This is a genomic window from Thioalkalivibrio sp. HL-Eb18 (assembly GCF_000364985.1).
GTDB lineage: Bacteria > Pseudomonadota > Gammaproteobacteria > Ectothiorhodospirales > Ectothiorhodospiraceae > Thioalkalivibrio.
On record NZ_KB822961.1, the window covers coordinates 66,997 to 82,224 of the forward strand.

Below are 15,228 nucleotides of genomic sequence, written 5' to 3' on the forward strand. Positions count from 1 at the left end.
GCGGGTAGTGGTTCTACCCGCAAGCGGCGCAACGCAGGATCGGGGAACAGGGGGCACCAACCCCACAAGCCATTGAAAGCAGGGGCTCGGCCGCTTTTGCGCGGGAACTGCGTTGCGGTTCCCTTGTGCAGAATGACTGCACGGCAGTCACCGCGCCTTGTTCCCACGCAAAAGCGACTCGAGCGCGGACGTGCGATTAAATCAGCGTCTCCCTAGGCCATCTGCTTTTCCTTGATTTCCGCCAGCTGCTTGCAGTCGATGCACATCGTGGCGGTCGGGCGTGCCTCGAGGCGGCGGATGCCGATCTCGACGCCGCAGGTCTCGCAGTAGCCGTAGTCCCCGGTGTCAATCTTGCGCAGCGCCTCGTCGATCTTCTTCGACAGCTTGCGCTCGCGATCGCGGGCACGCAGTTCCAGGCCGAACTCTTCTTCCTGGGTGGCGCGGTCGGCCGGGTCCGCGAAATTCGCGGCGTCCTGGCGCATGTGGCCCACGGTACGATCGACCTCTTCGGCCAGCTCCTGGCGCCATGCCCGCAGCAGGCTGCGGAAATGATCGAGCTGTTCCGGATTCATGTACTCTTCGCCGGACTTCGGCTCGTAGGGCGCGATACCTCCGGCAACCATGTGCTTGGTGGAGGGTTGGTCCTGTTTCTTGTCGGCAGCCATGCGGGCATTCTCCGGCTGGAAAAATGAGGCGCACTTAGTACCAGAGACGGTGCGGGCGGGCAAGTCCCGTGCCAGGGTTTTTGTGTGTGTCCAAGCGTGAATGCCCATTTATCAGACTGATATCAAAGGAACTCGGATGCAGGAACTGAAGGCCTTGATCTTCGATGTCGACGGCACACTGGCCGATACCGAGCGTGACGGCCACCGCGTGGCCTTCAACAAGGCGTTTGCCGAGGCCGGGCTGGACTGGGAGTGGAGCGTCGAGCGCTACGGACAGCTGCTGCGCGTCACGGGTGGCAAGGAACGCATCCGCCAGTACCTCTCGGAGGAGCACCCGGAGATCCTGGCCGAGCCCGGCATCGATCAGCGCATCCGCGATCTGCATGCGGCCAAGACACGGCACTACGTGGCGCTACTGGAGACGGGTGCGATACCGCTGCGTCCAGGCGTCGAGCGCCTGCTCGACGAAGCGGCGGCCACGGGCCTGCGCCTGGCGATTGCCACCACCACGACACCCGAGAACGTCACTGCGCTGCTGGTGGCGACGCTGGGCGAAGAGGGCCCGTACCGATTCGAGGTGATCTCGGCTGGTGACGTCGTCCCGGAGAAGAAACCCGCCCCGGATATCTTCCAGCACGCGATGGAGGCGATGAATCTCGGTCCCGAGGAGTGCCTGGCCCTTGAGGACTCGGACAACGGCGTACGCTCGGCGCGGGGCGCGGGCCTGAAGGTCGTGGTGACCACGAACGACTACACCCGCCGGCAGGATTTTGCCGGTGCGCTGGCGGTACTCGACGGGTTCGGCGAGCCAGATCAGCCCGCAACCGTTCTGGAGGGTCCGGCGTTGCCGGGGTCTTGCGTGGACGTGACGGCCTTGCGCGCGTGGTGGGCGGCGGCCTGAGGGGCTGCCAACACCGTATCCGTGCTGATGGGCGGCTCAATGACCTGGAATCCCCGGAACCCGCCGGCCGCATGACGAGTCCACCGACTTGTACGGACGCAACAGGAGTTCGCGGGATGAGCAAGACGATATTGATGGTGGTGACCAGTCACGGCGAGATCGGCGATGGCCACGCGACGGGCGTGTGGTTCGACGAGTTCTCGGTGCCGTATGACCGCTTCCGCAAGGCCGGTTTCGAGATCAAGGTGGCCAGCCCCAGGGGCGGGCCCGTGCCGCTGGACCCCAAGAGCCTGGAGTCGAATCATCCCGGCCCGGCCGCGGTCGCCGCGCAGGAGGCCCTGGACGACACGATCCATCTCGATGAAGGCATGCACCATGATGCGTACGCGGCGATCTTCTTCCCCGGCGGGCACGGGACGATGTTCGATCTCCCGGAAAACCCGCATGTGCAGCGCCTGGTGGCCGAGTTTCTGGAAAACGACAAGGTCGTGGGCGCGGTGTGTCACGGGCCGGCCTGCCTGGTCGGCGCGATGCTGAAGGACGGCAGCCCGGCGGTGAAGGGTCGCAAGGTGGCCGCGTTCACCAATAGTGAGGAGAAGGCGGTACAGCTCGACCAGGCCGTGCCGTTTCTGCTTCAGGACCGCCTGGCCGAACTGGGCGGGGAGGTCGAGACTGCCGAGGACTGGGCCGACCATGTCGTGGTCGATGGCAAGCTGGTGACGGGGCAGAACCCGCAGTCCAGCAAGAGCGTGGCCGACGCGATCGTGCGCCTTCTGCGCGAAGCCGGCTGACTGGGTGCCGACGACAGGCGACCGGGGTCTTCTGGGCCCCGGTTTTTTTGCTGAATGCGTGAACGAGGTTCAAATCTTGGTTCCAATTCGGTAGGCTGCGCCGATGGGTACCGAGAACCGAAAGCAGCGCGAGCGCGAGGCGCGTGAGACCCTCTTTGTCGAAAAGGCCCACGAGCTGATCCGCTCGGAGGGCCTTCTGGCGTTGCAGATGTCGCGTCTGGCGGCCGCGTGCGAGTACGCGACCGGCACGCTGTACCAGCATTTCAACTCCAAGGAGGACCTGCTGGCGGCCGTCGCCACCCGGACGACGCGCCAGCGTGCCGAGGTTTTTCGGCGGATTCCGCGGCTGCCTTTGGGAACGCGTTCACGAATGCTGGCCATGGTGCTGGCCGATATCGATTTCGCGCAGGTGAATCCGGATTACTATCGCCTGACTCAGTTCGTGACGACAGAGGTGGTCTGGGCGAGTACGTCGGAGGCGCGCCGGGAGGAGTTGCTGGAGGCCGCGCAGCCCATAAGCGAGGCGGTGACCGTGATTGTTTCCGAGGCTCGGGCCAACCAGGACCTTCCATTGGCCCAGGAACTGGGCGAGGAAGAGATGGGGCTGGGCCCGTGGGCGCTCAATACCGGAATGCAGACTCTTGCCAATGCCCAGGGGTTGCTGGATGCCTACGACATCCACCGCCCGTATGAACACTTGATTCGCCACACCCATGCACTGCTGACCGGCTGGCGCTGGGAACCGCGGATCGATCCGGACGAACCCTCGGTCGTGCGCGCCGAGACGGAGCGGGTGCGCGCGGTCCTGCGCGAGCACATTCCCGAGGCAACTTCATGAGCAAGCGATTCTTTCTGATGCTGCTGGGCGTAGCCCTGGTCCTGGGTGGCATCTTCGGTTTCAAGGCCTTCGTGGATCAGCAGATCGCGGAGTTCTTTGACGAAATGCCGGAGCCGACCGCGACCATCAATGCGGCGACCGTGAAAACCGATCGCTGGGCCCCGCAGCTGCGCGCGGTGGGGGATCTGGAGGCGGTGCAGGGCGCCACGCTGAGTTTCGAGGCGCAGGGCATTGTCGATCGCATCCACTTCGCCAACGGGGCCTTCGCCGAGGCGGGCGAGACGCTGGTCGAGCTCGACACTGAGCTGGACGAGGCGGAGCTGGAAAGCCTGCGCGCCGAGGCGCAGTTGTCCGCACGCGAGCTGGAACGGGCGCGGGGCCTGGTGCAGCGCAACGATATCTCCGACTCGGAGTTCCAGCGCCGTGCCACCGAGGCGCAACAGGCGCAGGCGGCGGTCAATGCGCAGGAGGCGCGGATTCGTCAGAAGCGTCTGCGGGCGCCCTTTGACGGGCAACTGGGTATTCGCCAGGTGAACGAGGGCCAGTTTGTCGGCCCGGGCGACCCGATCGTGGTGCTGGAGTCCCTGGACCCACTTTATGTGAACTTCACGCTGCCCGAACGCCGGCTGGCGAATGTCGAACTGGGGCAGTCGGTCGAGGTCACCGTCGATGCCTATGGCGAGACCTTCGAGGGGCAGATTACCGCGATCGAGCCACGTGTCCGAGCTGCTTCAAGGATGTTCCGCGTGCAGGCAATGATCACCAACGAGGACCATCGCCTGCGCCCCGGCCAGTTCGCCCGGGTCACGCTGCAGCGTGGCGAGCCGGAGGAAGGCCTGGTCGTCCCGCAGACGGCGGTTCGCTTTGCGCCCTGGGGCAACTCGGTGTTCGTGATCTACGAGGACGATGACGGCGACAAGCGCGTGGAACAGCGCCTGGTGGAGATCGGCGAACGGCGCGGTGACCTGGTGCGCATCGTAGATGGCCTGGAAGAGGGCGACGAGATCGCGGTCAGCGGTCTGCTGAAGCTGCAGAACGACACCCCCGTGAAGATCACGGAGGATGCTCAGCCTGATTCCGAACGCGATCCGCGGCCGGCGAATCGCTGAGCGGGCCCGCGACGATGCGCTTTACCGATATCTTTATCCAGAAGCCTGTGCTGGCCACTGTGGTCAGCCTGTTCATACTGCTGTTCGGGGTGCGCGCGGTGTTTGATCTGAACGTGCGCCAGTTCCCCGAGGTGCAGAACGCGGTGGTTACGGTCAGCACCGCCTATATCGGCGCGGATGCGGACCTGGTGCAGGGGTTCATCACCACGCCGATGGAGCGCGAGATCGCCGAGGCGGAGGGGATCGACTACATCGTCTCCAACAGCCTGCCGGGGATGAGCACGGTGCAGGCGTTCCTGGAGCTCGATTACGACCCGAACCAGGCCCTGACACAGATATCCGCCCAGGTGGACAAGATTCGCAGCGACCTGCCGTCCGAGGCGGAGGATCCGGTGGTGGATCTCTCCGTGGGTCAGGACGTGGCGGCAATGTACATGTCGTTCTATTCCGAGCGGCTCTCCAACAACCAGACCACCGACTACCTGATCCGAGAGGTGCAGCCCGAGCTGGCGACCGTCAACGGTGTGCAGCGGGCCGAAATCCTCGGTGACCAGAGCTTTGCGATGCGCGCTTGGCTGGATGCCGACCGCATGGCGGCCTATGGCGTGACCGGACGCGACGTGCGCTCCGCACTGGAGGGCAACAACGTCCTCTCCGCGGTGGGGCAGACCAAGGGCTCGATGGTGAGCCTGGATCTGACCGCGGATACCGATCTGCAGACCCCGGAGGCCTTCGAGGAGCTGATCCTGTTCGAGCAGGATGGCGACCTGGTGCGCCTGGGCGACATTGCGGAGGTGGAGCTGGGGTCGGAGAACTACGACACCTCGGTGCGCTTCAACGGTCAGGCGGCAACCTTCATCGGCATCGAGCTGGCGCCGGATGCGAATGCCCTGGAGGTAATTGCCGAGGTTCGCGAGATCTTCGAGGAGCGTATCGAGCCGCGCCTGCCCTCGGGGCTGGAGGGCGAGATCGTTTATGACTCCACCGAGTACATCGAGAGCGCGATCGACGAGGTGCTGACGACCATCGTGCTGGCGCTGCTGATCGTACTGGTGGTGATCTATCTGTTCCTGGGGTCGTGGCGCAGCGTGCTGATTCCGGCCGTGGCGGTACCGCTGTCACTGGTCGGCACGTTTATGCTGATGCTCCTGATGGGGTTCTCGCTGAACCTGCTGACACTGCTGGCGATGGTGTTGGCGATCGGCATCGTGGTCGACGACGCGATCATCATGCTGGAGAACATCTCGCGGCATATCGAGGAGGGCATGTCGCGTATGGATGCGGCGATCCAGGGGGCGCGCGAACTCGCCTGGCCGATTGTCGCGATGTCGACCACGCTGGTGGCGGTCTTCCTGCCGCTGGGGTTCATCGGCGGCCTGACCGGCACGCTCTTTATCGAGTTCGCATTTACCCTCGCGGCGACGGTCGTGATCTCGGGTATTGTCGCGATCACGCTCTCGCCCATGATGTGCTCGAAGATCCTGCGCGATGGTTCGGTGGAGAAGCGCGGGCGTATCGAGTCGTGGCTGGATGCGCGCTTCGACAGCCTGCGTGGCCGATACCGCCGGCGGCTGCACGGGGCGCTCAATGACCGCTTCACGGTCGCCGCCTTTGGCGCCATCGTGCTGGTGTCCTGTTATTTCCTGTTCGTGACCTCGCAGACCGAACTGGAGCCGCAGGAGGACCAGGGCTTCGCCTTCTCGATCATGGAGGGCGACGCCTACATGGGGATCGACTACCTGGAGCGCAACACTGCGCTGACGGACGGCTTTTTCGACCGCATCCCCGAGCTCGACAATATCTTTATCGTGAACGGCTTTGGCGGCGGGCCGGGCATGGCCGGTGCGACCAACCAGGCTCTGGGCGGCTTTGTCATGGCGCCCTGGGACCAGCGCGAGCGCTCGACGGCGAAGATCCTGGAGGAAGACCTGCAGCCGGCTCTGGAAGGGCTGCCGGGGCTGGAGGTGTTTGCGATCCAGCCGCCACAGCTGCCGACCCCGGGGCAGGGCGCGCCGGTCAGTGTCGTGTTCGGCTCGACCAGCTCGTTCGAGGAGCTCAACGAACTGAGCCAGGAGATCAAGGATCGTGCGATGGCCACGGGTCGGTTCATCTTTCTGGATACCGATCTCAACTTCGACCAGCCACGGGTGGATCTGAAGATCGACCGCGAGCGTGCCTCGCAGCTCGGGATCGACATGGCGACGCTGAATGCCGACCTGGCGACGTATCTGTCCGGCGGGTTCGCCGGGCGGTTTGCGATGGAGAACCGCAGTTATCGCGTCATCCCGCAGGTTCAGCGCTCCGATCGTCTGACGCCGGAGCAACTCGAAGAGCTGTACACGCGCACCGCGGACGGCGAGCCGGTGCCGCTGTCCAGTATCGTGACGCTGGAGGAGACCGTCACGCCGCGCCAGCTCAACCGCTTCCAGCAGCTGAATGCAGTGACGCTGCAGGGGGTGCCGCGCCCGGGCGTGACGCTGGGCGAGGCCCTGGACATCATCGACCGGATTGCTGCCGAGGTGCTGCCGCCGGATGTGAACGTGGACTATGCCGGCGAGTCGCGCCAGTTGAAGGCCGAGGGCGGGGATCTGGTCGTCACGTTCTTCTTCGCGCTGGTGGTGATCTTCCTGGTGCTGGCCGCGCAGTTCGAGTCGTTCCGTGACCCGTTGATCATTCTGACCACGGTGCCGATGTCGATTGCCGGTGCCCTGATCTTCATCAGCCTGGGCGTGACCTCCCTGAACATCTATACACAGGTGGGTCTGCTGACCCTGATCGGGCTAATCGCCAAGCACGGCATCCTGATCGTGGAGTTCGCGAACCAGTTGCAGCGTCAGGGGCGCCCCTTGCGCGATGCGATCGAGGAGGCGGCCAGCCTGCGCCTGCGGCCCATCCTGATGACCACCACGGCGACCGTGGTGGCGATGGTGCCGCTGCTGATGGCCACCGGTGCCGGGGCGGGTTCGCGGTTCGCGATGGGGCTGGTGATTGCGGCGGGTATGGCGATCGGCACACTGTTCACGCTGTTCGTGGTGCCGGCCATCTATACCTACGTGGCGCGTGACCACTACGCCGACACGCTGAACGCGCAGGAGGCCGACGCGGGCGGTTCCGCCTGAACCTCGCGGCGGAGACCCCTCGCGGGCGGAAGTTGGCGGGTCGCATCACGGCGCGGACCAGAGGGCATGCATTGGCTGCGGTCATGGACTACAATCAGCCACCGCATTCCCGGCTACGGCTGCCGCGCAGGCGCCGGGCATTGATGCGAACCGAACCCCCATGCCGCTTCGCGGAGTCCTGCGGAGCGGTCCTTATATAAACGAAAGTCTATTGGTCGTATCTAGATTATTTATTTGTTATTAGCAGTGCGCCTTCCTAATCTAGGCGACCGTCACGATTAACCAACGCGTAGGAGAAAGCCACATGGCCGCCAAGAAGTACTCCGCGGGCGTCAAGGATTACCGCGAAACCTACTGGATGCCGGAATACATGCCGCTGGATACCGATCTGCTGGCATGTTTCAAGATCACCCCGCAGCCGGGCATCGACCGCGAAGAAGCCGCGGCCGCTGTGGCCGCCGAGTCCTCCACCGGTACCTGGACCACGGTGTGGACCGACCTCCTGACGGACATGGACTACTACAAGGGCCGTGCCTACTCCATCGAGGACGTGCCGGGTGACGACGAGTCCTTCTACGCGTTCATCGCCTACCCGATCGACCTGTTCGAAGAAGGCTCGATGGTGAACGTGTTCACCTCGCTGGTCGGTAACGTGTTCGGCTTCAAGGCCATCCGTGCCCTGCGTCTGGAAGACGTGCGCTTCCCGATGGCCTACGTGAAGACCTGCGGTGGCCCGCCTTCCGGTATCCAGGTCGAGCGCGACAAGCTGAACAAGTACGGCCGTCCGATGCTGGGTTGCACCATCAAGCCGAAGCTGGGTCTGTCCGCGAAGAACTACGGCCGTGCCGTGTACGAGTGCCTGCGTGGCGGCCTCGACTTCACCAAGGACGACGAGAACATCAACTCGCAGCCGTTCATGCGCTGGCGTGATCGCTTCGAGTTCGTGCAGGAAGCGACCGAAAAGGCCGAAGCCGAAACCGGCGAGCGCAAGGGTCACTACCTGAACGTTACCGCGCCGACCCCGGAAGAGATGTACAAGCGTGCCGAGTTCGCCAAGGAAATTGGTGCGCCGATCATCATGCACGACTACATCACTGGCGGCTTCTGTGCCAACACGGGTCTGGCCAACTGGTGCCGCGACAACGGCGTGCTGCTGCACATTCACCGTGCGATGCACGCGGTGCTCGACCGTCATCCGAAGCACGGTATCCACTTCCGTGTGCTGGCGAAGATTCTGCGCCTGTCCGGTGGTGACCACCTGCACACCGGCACCGTGGTCGGCAAGCTGGAAGGCGACCGTGCCGCGACCCTGGGCTGGATCGACCTGCTGCGTGAATCCTTCATTCCGGAAGACCGCTCGCGCGGCATCTTCTTCGATCAGGATTGGGGTTCCATGCCGGGCGTGTTTGCCGTGGCCTCTGGTGGTATCCACGTCTGGCACATGCCGGCCCTGGTCTCCATCTTCGGCGACGACTCCGTGCTCCAGTTCGGCGGCGGTACGCTGGGCCATCCGTGGGGCAACGCCCCGGGTGCGGCAGCCAACCGTGTGGCGCTGGAAGCCTGTGTCCAGGCGCGTAACGAAGGTCGGGACATCGAGAAGGAAGGCAAGGACATCCTGACTCAGGCGGCGCAGCACAGCCCCGAACTGAAGATCGCCATGGAAACGTGGAAAGAGATCAAGTTCGAGTTCGACACCGTCGACAAGCTGGATACCCAGCACAAGTGATCGTCCGAGCACGGGCGGCGCTAGGGCGCCGTTCGTGCCCAGAAAGAACCAGAGCACAGGATTACCGACATGTCTGATATCCAGAACTTCAAGCAGTCGCAGAAGTACGAGACCTTCTCCTATCTGCCGGAGATGAATGCCGACCAGGTGCGCAAGCAGATCGAATACTGCCTCGCGCAGGGCTGGAACCCGGCGATCGAGTACAGCGAAAAAGAAAACGCCATGGCCCACTACTGGTACATGTGGAAGCTGCCGTTCTTCGGCGAGCAGTCCGTCGAGGCGGTGCTGCAGGAGATCGAAGAATGCCGTCGTGCCAACCCGGGCATGATGGTGCGCTTCATTGCGTACGATAACTACGCCCAGAGTCAGGGCATGGCCTTCGTGGTCGACCGCGGTCGCTAGGACCCCGGTTCGGTGGAGGCCGGGTGTCTGTGGCACCCGGCCCGTCCATCAAGCGTTATTACCGTTGCTGCCGCCAACTGTAAGGAAGTGCCATGAGTAATCCGACATCCGCGTCTGAAGGTCTCTCGGGTCGAGAACTCGCCCGGGAACGGCGCAAGGCCATGTCTCATAATGGCAAGGCTGCCGTGAAGCCGACCGGCCAAACCAAGGGAACGTCGCGTTCTGCCGCGGCCGCGCAAAAGGCGCGCCAGGCTCAGCGTGTTTCCGAACCGGCCCCCCAGGCGCGGGAGCCGGAGTCGCACTCCAGCGAATCTCAGCCGTCGACCTCGTTCGAGGTCGGCAGCAGCGCACCTGCGCGCCGCCCGGAACCGGGCGCCCACGCCGGTGCCTCGAACGGCCGCCAGGCCGCTCTTGAGCGCCGCCAGAAGATGGCGCGCCAGGGCAAGAAGGCCGTCGGTCGTTCCAATACCCGTGCGCGGGCCCTGGGCGGGTTGGCCCGTGGAGGTTCCGACCGCTCGCGTCAGCTCGAAGCGTTGTCGCAGAACCAGGGTATGGAGATCGACTGTTCCAACATGAGCGGGCGCGAAATCTGCCGCCTGCGCCGTCAGGCACTGGCGACCGACGGCAAAAAGGCCATGGCCGCCGAGCCGCGCCGTGAAGACCTGCTGAAAGGCGAGGGTTCCTTCGCGCCGTCCGCGCAGGAAGAGAAAAAGGGCTGTGGTTGTGGTTGCAAGGACGAGACGTCCGGGCGCGACGACACCTATAGCGCGGCCAGCGCCGAGAGCGACACCGTCGTGGAAAGCGGCCTCGACCAGCTGTGCGACAAGGTCGAGTCCGGTGGCGAGTCCGCGGGTCCGCATCCGATGATCTCCGAGGTCCGCGCGATCTGCATGGCCCGCCGCGAGGCGATGGCTCAGAACGGCAAGCGTGCGACCAAGCGCCGCTTCAACGGCTCCAAGGGTCGCGGTGCCATGCCGCAGGAAGGCTCGTGGAAGGCCGCGAAGCGCAAGGGTATGTCCACTCGCGAGGTGGCACGCCAGCGTCGTGAAGAGCTGTGCACCATCGGGCGAGGTTCGTCCGATCCGGGTCGCCCCTGTGGTCGTCCCCGTGGTCAGACGAGCGAAGCACCGCCGAAGGTAGAAGAGGGCACCACCCTCGCCGGTGGCCACATCAGCGGCACGCAGGTCGAGGCGACGCGCAGCGTCACCGGCGCCGAAGCGGGCAGCTGCTCGAATATTACCGGGACCGAGTACCTGGGTCTCGAGCACTACGAGCGCTACTGCCATGTGCGCCCGAGTGCCAATCCGGCCAAGGTGGGACACTCCCATACCAGCCGCGGCCAGGAAGTCAGCGGTACCGAGGTCGGGCGCTCTGTGCGCGTGACCGGGGACGAATCTGGGTCCTGCGAGGCGATCACCGGTACCGAGTACCTGAGCAGCGAGCAGTACGAAGGCTTCTGCGGGACGGGCGCGCCGTCAAGCAAGCCCCGGACCAGCGTAATGGTGACGCGCCACGGCGAGGGTGTCTCCGGCACCAGTGTCGGCCGTAGCCCGCGTGTCACCGGGGACGAATCGGGCTCCTGCCGAGACATCACCGGCACCGAGTACCTGAACACGCAGGCAAGCGAGGTTCCGTGCAACACGGGAAAGTCCAACGGAGCGCCGATGAAGGTCGGCGTCATGCATACGCTTCGCGGTCGTGAACTGACCGGGACCGAAGTCGGGCGCTCCTCGCGAGTCACGGGTGATGAATACGGCAGCTGCAAGCCGGTCACCGGGACCGAATACATTGGTACGGAACAGTTCAAGGGCATGTGCGGTACCCGCCCGGAGCCGACGCCGGCCAAGGTGCAGGAGCTGCACACGATGGAAGACCAGAGCGTAACGGGTACGGCTGTGGGCCGAAGCCCGAAGGTGACCGGCGACGAATCCGGCTCTTGCCGCCCGCTGACCGGGACGCCGTACTACAACCAGGCCGACTTCGGTGATGTGTGTGATCGCCCGGCGGCTGGTGGTGTGCCCAAGGTGGGGGTGATGCATACCCTTCGGGGCCGTGAAGTGTCTGGCACTCAGGTAGACCACTCGATCCATGTAACGGGTGATGAGTACGGCGGTTGCAAGCCGATCACCGGTACGGAATATGCCGGCTCCGAGCACTACGACGCCTTTTGCGGCGGCCGTCGTCCGGAAGCCGCACCGGAGAAGGTGACGGTGGGTCGGACGTGGAACCAGCAGATGGTGTCCGGGACGGCAGTTGGGCGCTCAGCCCGCGTGACCGGGGACGAATACGGGGCCTGCAAGCCCGTGAGCGGCACCGCGTACATTGGACCGGATCAGTACGAGGCATTCTGCGACACGTCCGACAGTCAGGCGGCGGAAGTCCGCGTAGCCGAACGGCATTCGACGCCCGCGCATGAGGTGTCGGGCTCCCAGCCGGGCTACGACGAGCGGGTAACCGGTACCGAGCGTGGAGCGTGCCAGGATGTTTCCGGGGCCCCGTATGTCGGTGCCAACGAGTTTGTTCAGACCTGCGCCAGTGTGGCCGGGAGGCTGCATCCGCGTCTGCGTCCGGACGGTATGCAGGGTCCGGCACCCGCGCAGCCGGCAACCCCGGCCCGCCCGATGCCCAACGCGGGGTTCAGTGTCAATACGCCCGCACGGAGTGCGGCGGAGCGCCGCGAACGTATCACTGGAACCGCTTATGGCAGCAGCAGCAGCCTGACCGGTTCGATCAACAAGGCGATGGGTCTGGTATCTGGGACCGAGGAATTTCGCTACAACCGTGGCCAGCAGGAAGTAGCGGCGGCACCGGTGGAAGAAGGCCAAAAGGTCGGTGCCGAGCGGGTGACGGTCAACGGCAGCAGTAACGGCGTCTCCATCACGGGAGATGACTGGCAACGGGGTGACCGTGTGACCGGGACCGAAGGGTTCTCGACGCGCCGCAATGCGACGCAAAAGGGCAACCCGCGGGGCGAAGGCCGGAGCGCCTATGCCAATCGCGAGCTGGAACGCAAGGAAGTGCCGATGAGCAAGATCACCGGTTCCTCCGGGAACAGTGGCAGCGGTTCGCTGGTGACCCTGTCCGGCGGTGCCCGCGGCTAAGCGGCGAATAAGGAGGCAATACGACCACGATGGTGCGCCGAGGCCGCCGCAAGACTTCGCCCTTTGGCACGCGTTACGCGACGCCACGGGGAAGTGCCGTCCGGTCGCCGGTAGCACAAGGTGCCACTTCGGTGGCTGCGCAACCTTTGGTGAGCGCGGTGCCGCCGAAGGCGCAGGCGCCGCTGGATGTGCCTTCTGTGTTGAAGCCCGGGCATCCCCTGGCGGATGTTGCCGACAACGAACGGCTGTATGCGTTTGAAAGCGGCTTTCGCGATCGGTTCGCGAATCTGGTGCCGGTACTGAAAGAGGTCCATGCGCTGCAACACGAGCGGGACTTCGAGGAAAAGGCGCAACGGATTGTGGAGGATAACCTCGGCTATCGGTTGCCGGAACGCGTCCTGGAGGATGCGTGGATCAATGATCTGGACACGCGCGAACTGTACCTGCACGGGACGTTCGAGCTGTTCGATCAGCTGGTCAATGAATACTGGGCGGGTCGGGATGACCTGGTGGACGAGGCGGAACGCGCGATCGCGTATTTCCTCGACTGCGACTTCCACGAAGTGGACATCTCGCCCTGTTCGGATGGACGGCTGTTGAGCCTGCGGCGTTTTATCCTGCGCCTGCCGGATCTGGCGGTTCGAGTGAAGAGTTATGCCGGGGCGCAGTTCGACATCGAAGAGGATGTCCGCCACTGGACGAAACGCGAGCTGTTGCGCTTTCGTGAAGGACGGCCGACCACGGCGGATGTGCCGAGTCGCTACCTGAAGATCGCGGCGTATCACTACAGCAGTGCGGACCCGCATCACCAGGGGTGTGCGGCGCACGGCAACAGCGAACGGGATGCGGCGGATGCCGCGCTGCGGCAGCTGCGGGCGTTTCGTCAGGCGATCGAGAATACCTACTGTTGTGGGGCCTCGGTCGACACGCTGCTGATTGGCGTGGACACGGATACGGATGCCGTGAAGATCCATATCCCCGACGCCGATACGCGGATGAGTCTGTACCGCTTCGTGGATAGCGCGAAGGTGTATCGGGAGACGCAGGACCTGGACGGCCGTGAGGCGGAATTGCGCGTGTATCAGTCGATCCAGGACGCGATCCACCAGCAGGGCTGGGGACACGGCAACGGGGCGCCGCACGAGGGGATGCTTCGGCTGATCTCGCGGCTGCTGCTGAACAATATTTCGCAGCTCGATTACGTGGCGCGCTACCACAACGGGCATTACGCCGATGTGGGGCACCGCGAGCGGGTGATCATCGTCGGCCAGGAAGTCGAGGAGATGCAGGTACGCAATTTTGCCTACTTCGCGCACCTGGAAACGATGGAAGAAGGCGCCCACGGGATGGACGTGGGGGTGAACAAGATTTTTCGGCAGCTGAATGTCGAGCGGGGCCTGCCGGTACCGGTGGTGATCCATTACCGCTACGACCGCAAGGTGCCGGGGTCGCGCGAGCGGGTTGAAGCCCGCTGCCGGCGGATTCGCGACCAGATCATGGCGCGCTACCGCGAACTGGCCGAAAAAGGCCTGATCGGGTGCCACATGGTGATTCGCGACAAGCGCAGCGGCAGCCAGTTGGAACCGCTCGCCGGTTGAGCTAACGGGACACGGAATGAAGATCTGCAAGGTAGAGAAGACGCTGGTTTCGACCAACCGGATCCGGGATCTGGGTCACCGTCCCTTGCTGGTGGTCCAGGAGAAGGCCGGCGGGCCGCGCACGGTCGCGGTGGACGCGGTGGGTTGTGTCCCCGGGGACTGGGTGATCGTGGTGGGATCGTCCGCGGCGCGCGAGGCGGCCGGCAGTAAGGAATACCCCAGTGACGCGACGATCGTAGGGATCATCGATTACTGGGAGGAGCAGTAGCTCCATGGAAATTATGCAGGTGCAGGACGAACTGGTGGTGACCCGTCGGGTGGACGGACTCCAGACCATGTCACTGCGCGTGCTGGTGGATCAAAAGGGTGCGCTCAGCGTCGCCGTGGATCCAGTGGGTGCACACCCGGGCAACTGGGTGTTCACGATCTCTGGATCGGCCGCGCGCTACGCGCTCGATGACCCCAAGGTGACAACCGATCTGACGATCGGCGGCATCATCGACCACTGGGACGATGGTGGCAGGAAGGCGGAAGGGTCGACGAACAAGGCTGGACAAGACCAGACCGATGCACAGCGCTCTGCTAGTGCCCACAAGGCGGCTTGAGCGTCATTTTAATTGGAAAAACTGTAACTCCAGGAGAAAGAGAAATGGCAACTGAACGTTTTGGTGTGGCGCTGGGCATGATCGAGACCCGTGGTCTGGTGCCGGCGATTGAAGCCGCTGACGCGATGACCAAGGCCTCGGAAGTGCGCCTGATCGGTCGTCAGTTCGTCGGTGGCGGTTACGTGACCGTTCTGGTGCGTGGCGAGACCGGTGCCGTGAACGCTGCCGTGCGTGCCGGTGCGGATTCCTGCGAGCGTGTGGGCGACGGCCTGGTGGCTGCGCACATCATTGCCCGCGTGCATTCCGAAGTGGAAAGCATCCTGCCCGAGCAGGTTGAAAAGTAATTCATCAGTAACGCTTGATAGGAGTTGAG

The 15,228-nt window shown here is 64.2% G+C and carries 13 protein-coding genes; 12 read left to right on the plus strand and 1 reads right to left on the minus strand.

The genetic code is table 11. From position 1 onward, the window contains the following. Window positions 1-212: 212 nt before the first annotated feature. Complete coding sequence (dksA, locus tag F813_RS0101745) at window positions 213-665, minus strand: RNA polymerase-binding protein DksA (RefSeq protein WP_012982263.1); 453 nt, start codon at window positions 663-665, stop codon at window positions 213-215. Window positions 666-801: 136 nt separating this feature from the next. Between dksA and F813_RS0101750 the strand changes: the two genes are divergently transcribed. From F813_RS0101750 to F813_RS0101805, 12 genes are all read left to right on the plus strand, one after another. Beyond that, window positions 802-1,566 carry an HAD family hydrolase gene (locus F813_RS0101750; RefSeq protein ID WP_012982264.1) on the plus strand — a complete coding sequence of 255 codons (765 nt, stop codon included), beginning with the start codon at window positions 802-804 and terminating at the stop codon, window positions 1,564-1,566. A gap of 116 nt (window positions 1,567-1,682) precedes the next feature. Beyond that, complete coding sequence (locus tag F813_RS0101755; protein WP_012982265.1) at window positions 1,683-2,357, plus strand: type 1 glutamine amidotransferase domain-containing protein; 675 nt, start codon at window positions 1,683-1,685, stop codon at window positions 2,355-2,357. Between the two features lie 103 nt (window positions 2,358-2,460). Next, window positions 2,461-3,195: a TetR/AcrR family transcriptional regulator gene (locus F813_RS0101760; protein ID WP_012982266.1), complete on the plus strand. Its 735-nt coding sequence runs from the start codon at window positions 2,461-2,463 to the stop codon at window positions 3,193-3,195. Continuing rightward, window positions 3,192-4,304 carry an efflux RND transporter periplasmic adaptor subunit gene (locus F813_RS0101765; protein ID WP_017925327.1) on the plus strand — a complete coding sequence of 371 codons (1,113 nt, stop codon included), beginning with the start codon at window positions 3,192-3,194 and terminating at the stop codon, window positions 4,302-4,304. Before F813_RS0101760 ends, F813_RS0101765 begins: the two co-directional genes overlap by 4 nt. A 14-nt stretch (window positions 4,305-4,318) precedes the next feature. Beyond that, a complete protein-coding gene (locus F813_RS0101770) occupies window positions 4,319-7,423 on the plus strand; it encodes an efflux RND transporter permease subunit (protein ID WP_017925328.1) in 3,105 nt (1,034 codons plus the stop codon). A gap of 304 nt (window positions 7,424-7,727) precedes the next feature. Beyond that, a complete protein-coding gene (locus F813_RS0101775) occupies window positions 7,728-9,149 on the plus strand; it encodes a form I ribulose bisphosphate carboxylase large subunit (protein ID WP_012982269.1) in 1,422 nt (473 codons plus the stop codon). A gap of 69 nt (window positions 9,150-9,218) precedes the next feature. Then, window positions 9,219-9,551, plus strand: coding sequence for a ribulose bisphosphate carboxylase small subunit (locus F813_RS0101780; protein WP_012982270.1), 333 nt, complete (start codon window positions 9,219-9,221; stop codon window positions 9,549-9,551). Window positions 9,552-9,712: 161 nt separating this feature from the next. Beyond that, entirely contained in the window at window positions 9,713-12,652 is a 2,940-nt protein-coding gene (locus tag F813_RS0101785; RefSeq protein WP_017925329.1) for a CsoS2 family carboxysome shell protein, read from the plus strand. Window positions 12,653-12,834: 182 nt separating this feature from the next. Next, window positions 12,835-14,250, plus strand: coding sequence for a carboxysome shell carbonic anhydrase (locus F813_RS0101790; protein WP_026148096.1), 1,416 nt, complete (start codon window positions 12,835-12,837; stop codon window positions 14,248-14,250). Window positions 14,251-14,266: 16 nt separating this feature from the next. Next, window positions 14,267-14,518, plus strand: coding sequence for a carboxysome peptide A (locus tag F813_RS0101795; protein ID WP_012982273.1), 252 nt, complete (start codon window positions 14,267-14,269; stop codon window positions 14,516-14,518). 4 nt (window positions 14,519-14,522) lie between these two features. Beyond that, window positions 14,523-14,855, plus strand: a complete 333-nt coding sequence (locus F813_RS0101800; RefSeq protein ID WP_012982274.1) for a carboxysome peptide B — start codon at window positions 14,523-14,525, stop codon at window positions 14,853-14,855. Window positions 14,856-14,899: 44 nt separating this feature from the next. Beyond that, window positions 14,900-15,199 carry a BMC domain-containing protein gene (locus F813_RS0101805; protein ID WP_012982275.1) on the plus strand — a complete coding sequence of 100 codons (300 nt, stop codon included), beginning with the start codon at window positions 14,900-14,902 and terminating at the stop codon, window positions 15,197-15,199. Window positions 15,200-15,228 lie beyond the last annotated feature (29 nt).

What these genes read in the sequence shown, in the direction of transcription:
- F813_RS0101775 (WP_012982269.1), top strand. Translation starts at nt 7,728, where the DNA reads ATGGCCGCCAAGAAGTACTCCGCGGGCGTCAAGGATTACCGCGAAACC.
- F813_RS0101765 (WP_017925327.1), top strand. Translation starts at nt 3,192, where the DNA reads ATGAGCAAGCGATTCTTTCTGATGCTGCTGGGCGTAGCCCTGGTCCTG.
- F813_RS0101760 (WP_012982266.1), top strand. Translation starts at nt 2,461, where the DNA reads ATGGGTACCGAGAACCGAAAGCAGCGCGAGCGCGAGGCGCGTGAGACC.
- F813_RS0101770 (WP_017925328.1), top strand. Translation starts at nt 4,319, where the DNA reads ATGCGCTTTACCGATATCTTTATCCAGAAGCCTGTGCTGGCCACTGTG.
- F813_RS0101805 (WP_012982275.1), top strand. Translation starts at nt 14,900, where the DNA reads ATGGCAACTGAACGTTTTGGTGTGGCGCTGGGCATGATCGAGACCCGT.
- F813_RS0101795 (WP_012982273.1), top strand. Translation starts at nt 14,267, where the DNA reads ATGAAGATCTGCAAGGTAGAGAAGACGCTGGTTTCGACCAACCGGATC.
- F813_RS0101750 (WP_012982264.1), top strand. Translation starts at nt 802, where the DNA reads ATGCAGGAACTGAAGGCCTTGATCTTCGATGTCGACGGCACACTGGCC.
- F813_RS0101780 (WP_012982270.1), top strand. Translation starts at nt 9,219, where the DNA reads ATGTCTGATATCCAGAACTTCAAGCAGTCGCAGAAGTACGAGACCTTC.
- F813_RS0101800 (WP_012982274.1), top strand. Translation starts at nt 14,523, where the DNA reads ATGGAAATTATGCAGGTGCAGGACGAACTGGTGGTGACCCGTCGGGTG.
- F813_RS0101755 (WP_012982265.1), top strand. Translation starts at nt 1,683, where the DNA reads ATGAGCAAGACGATATTGATGGTGGTGACCAGTCACGGCGAGATCGGC.
- F813_RS0101785 (WP_017925329.1), top strand. Translation starts at nt 9,713, where the DNA reads ATGTCTCATAATGGCAAGGCTGCCGTGAAGCCGACCGGCCAAACCAAG.
- dksA (WP_012982263.1), bottom strand. Translation starts at nt 665, where the DNA reads ATGGCTGCCGACAAGAAACAGGACCAACCCTCCACCAAGCACATGGTT.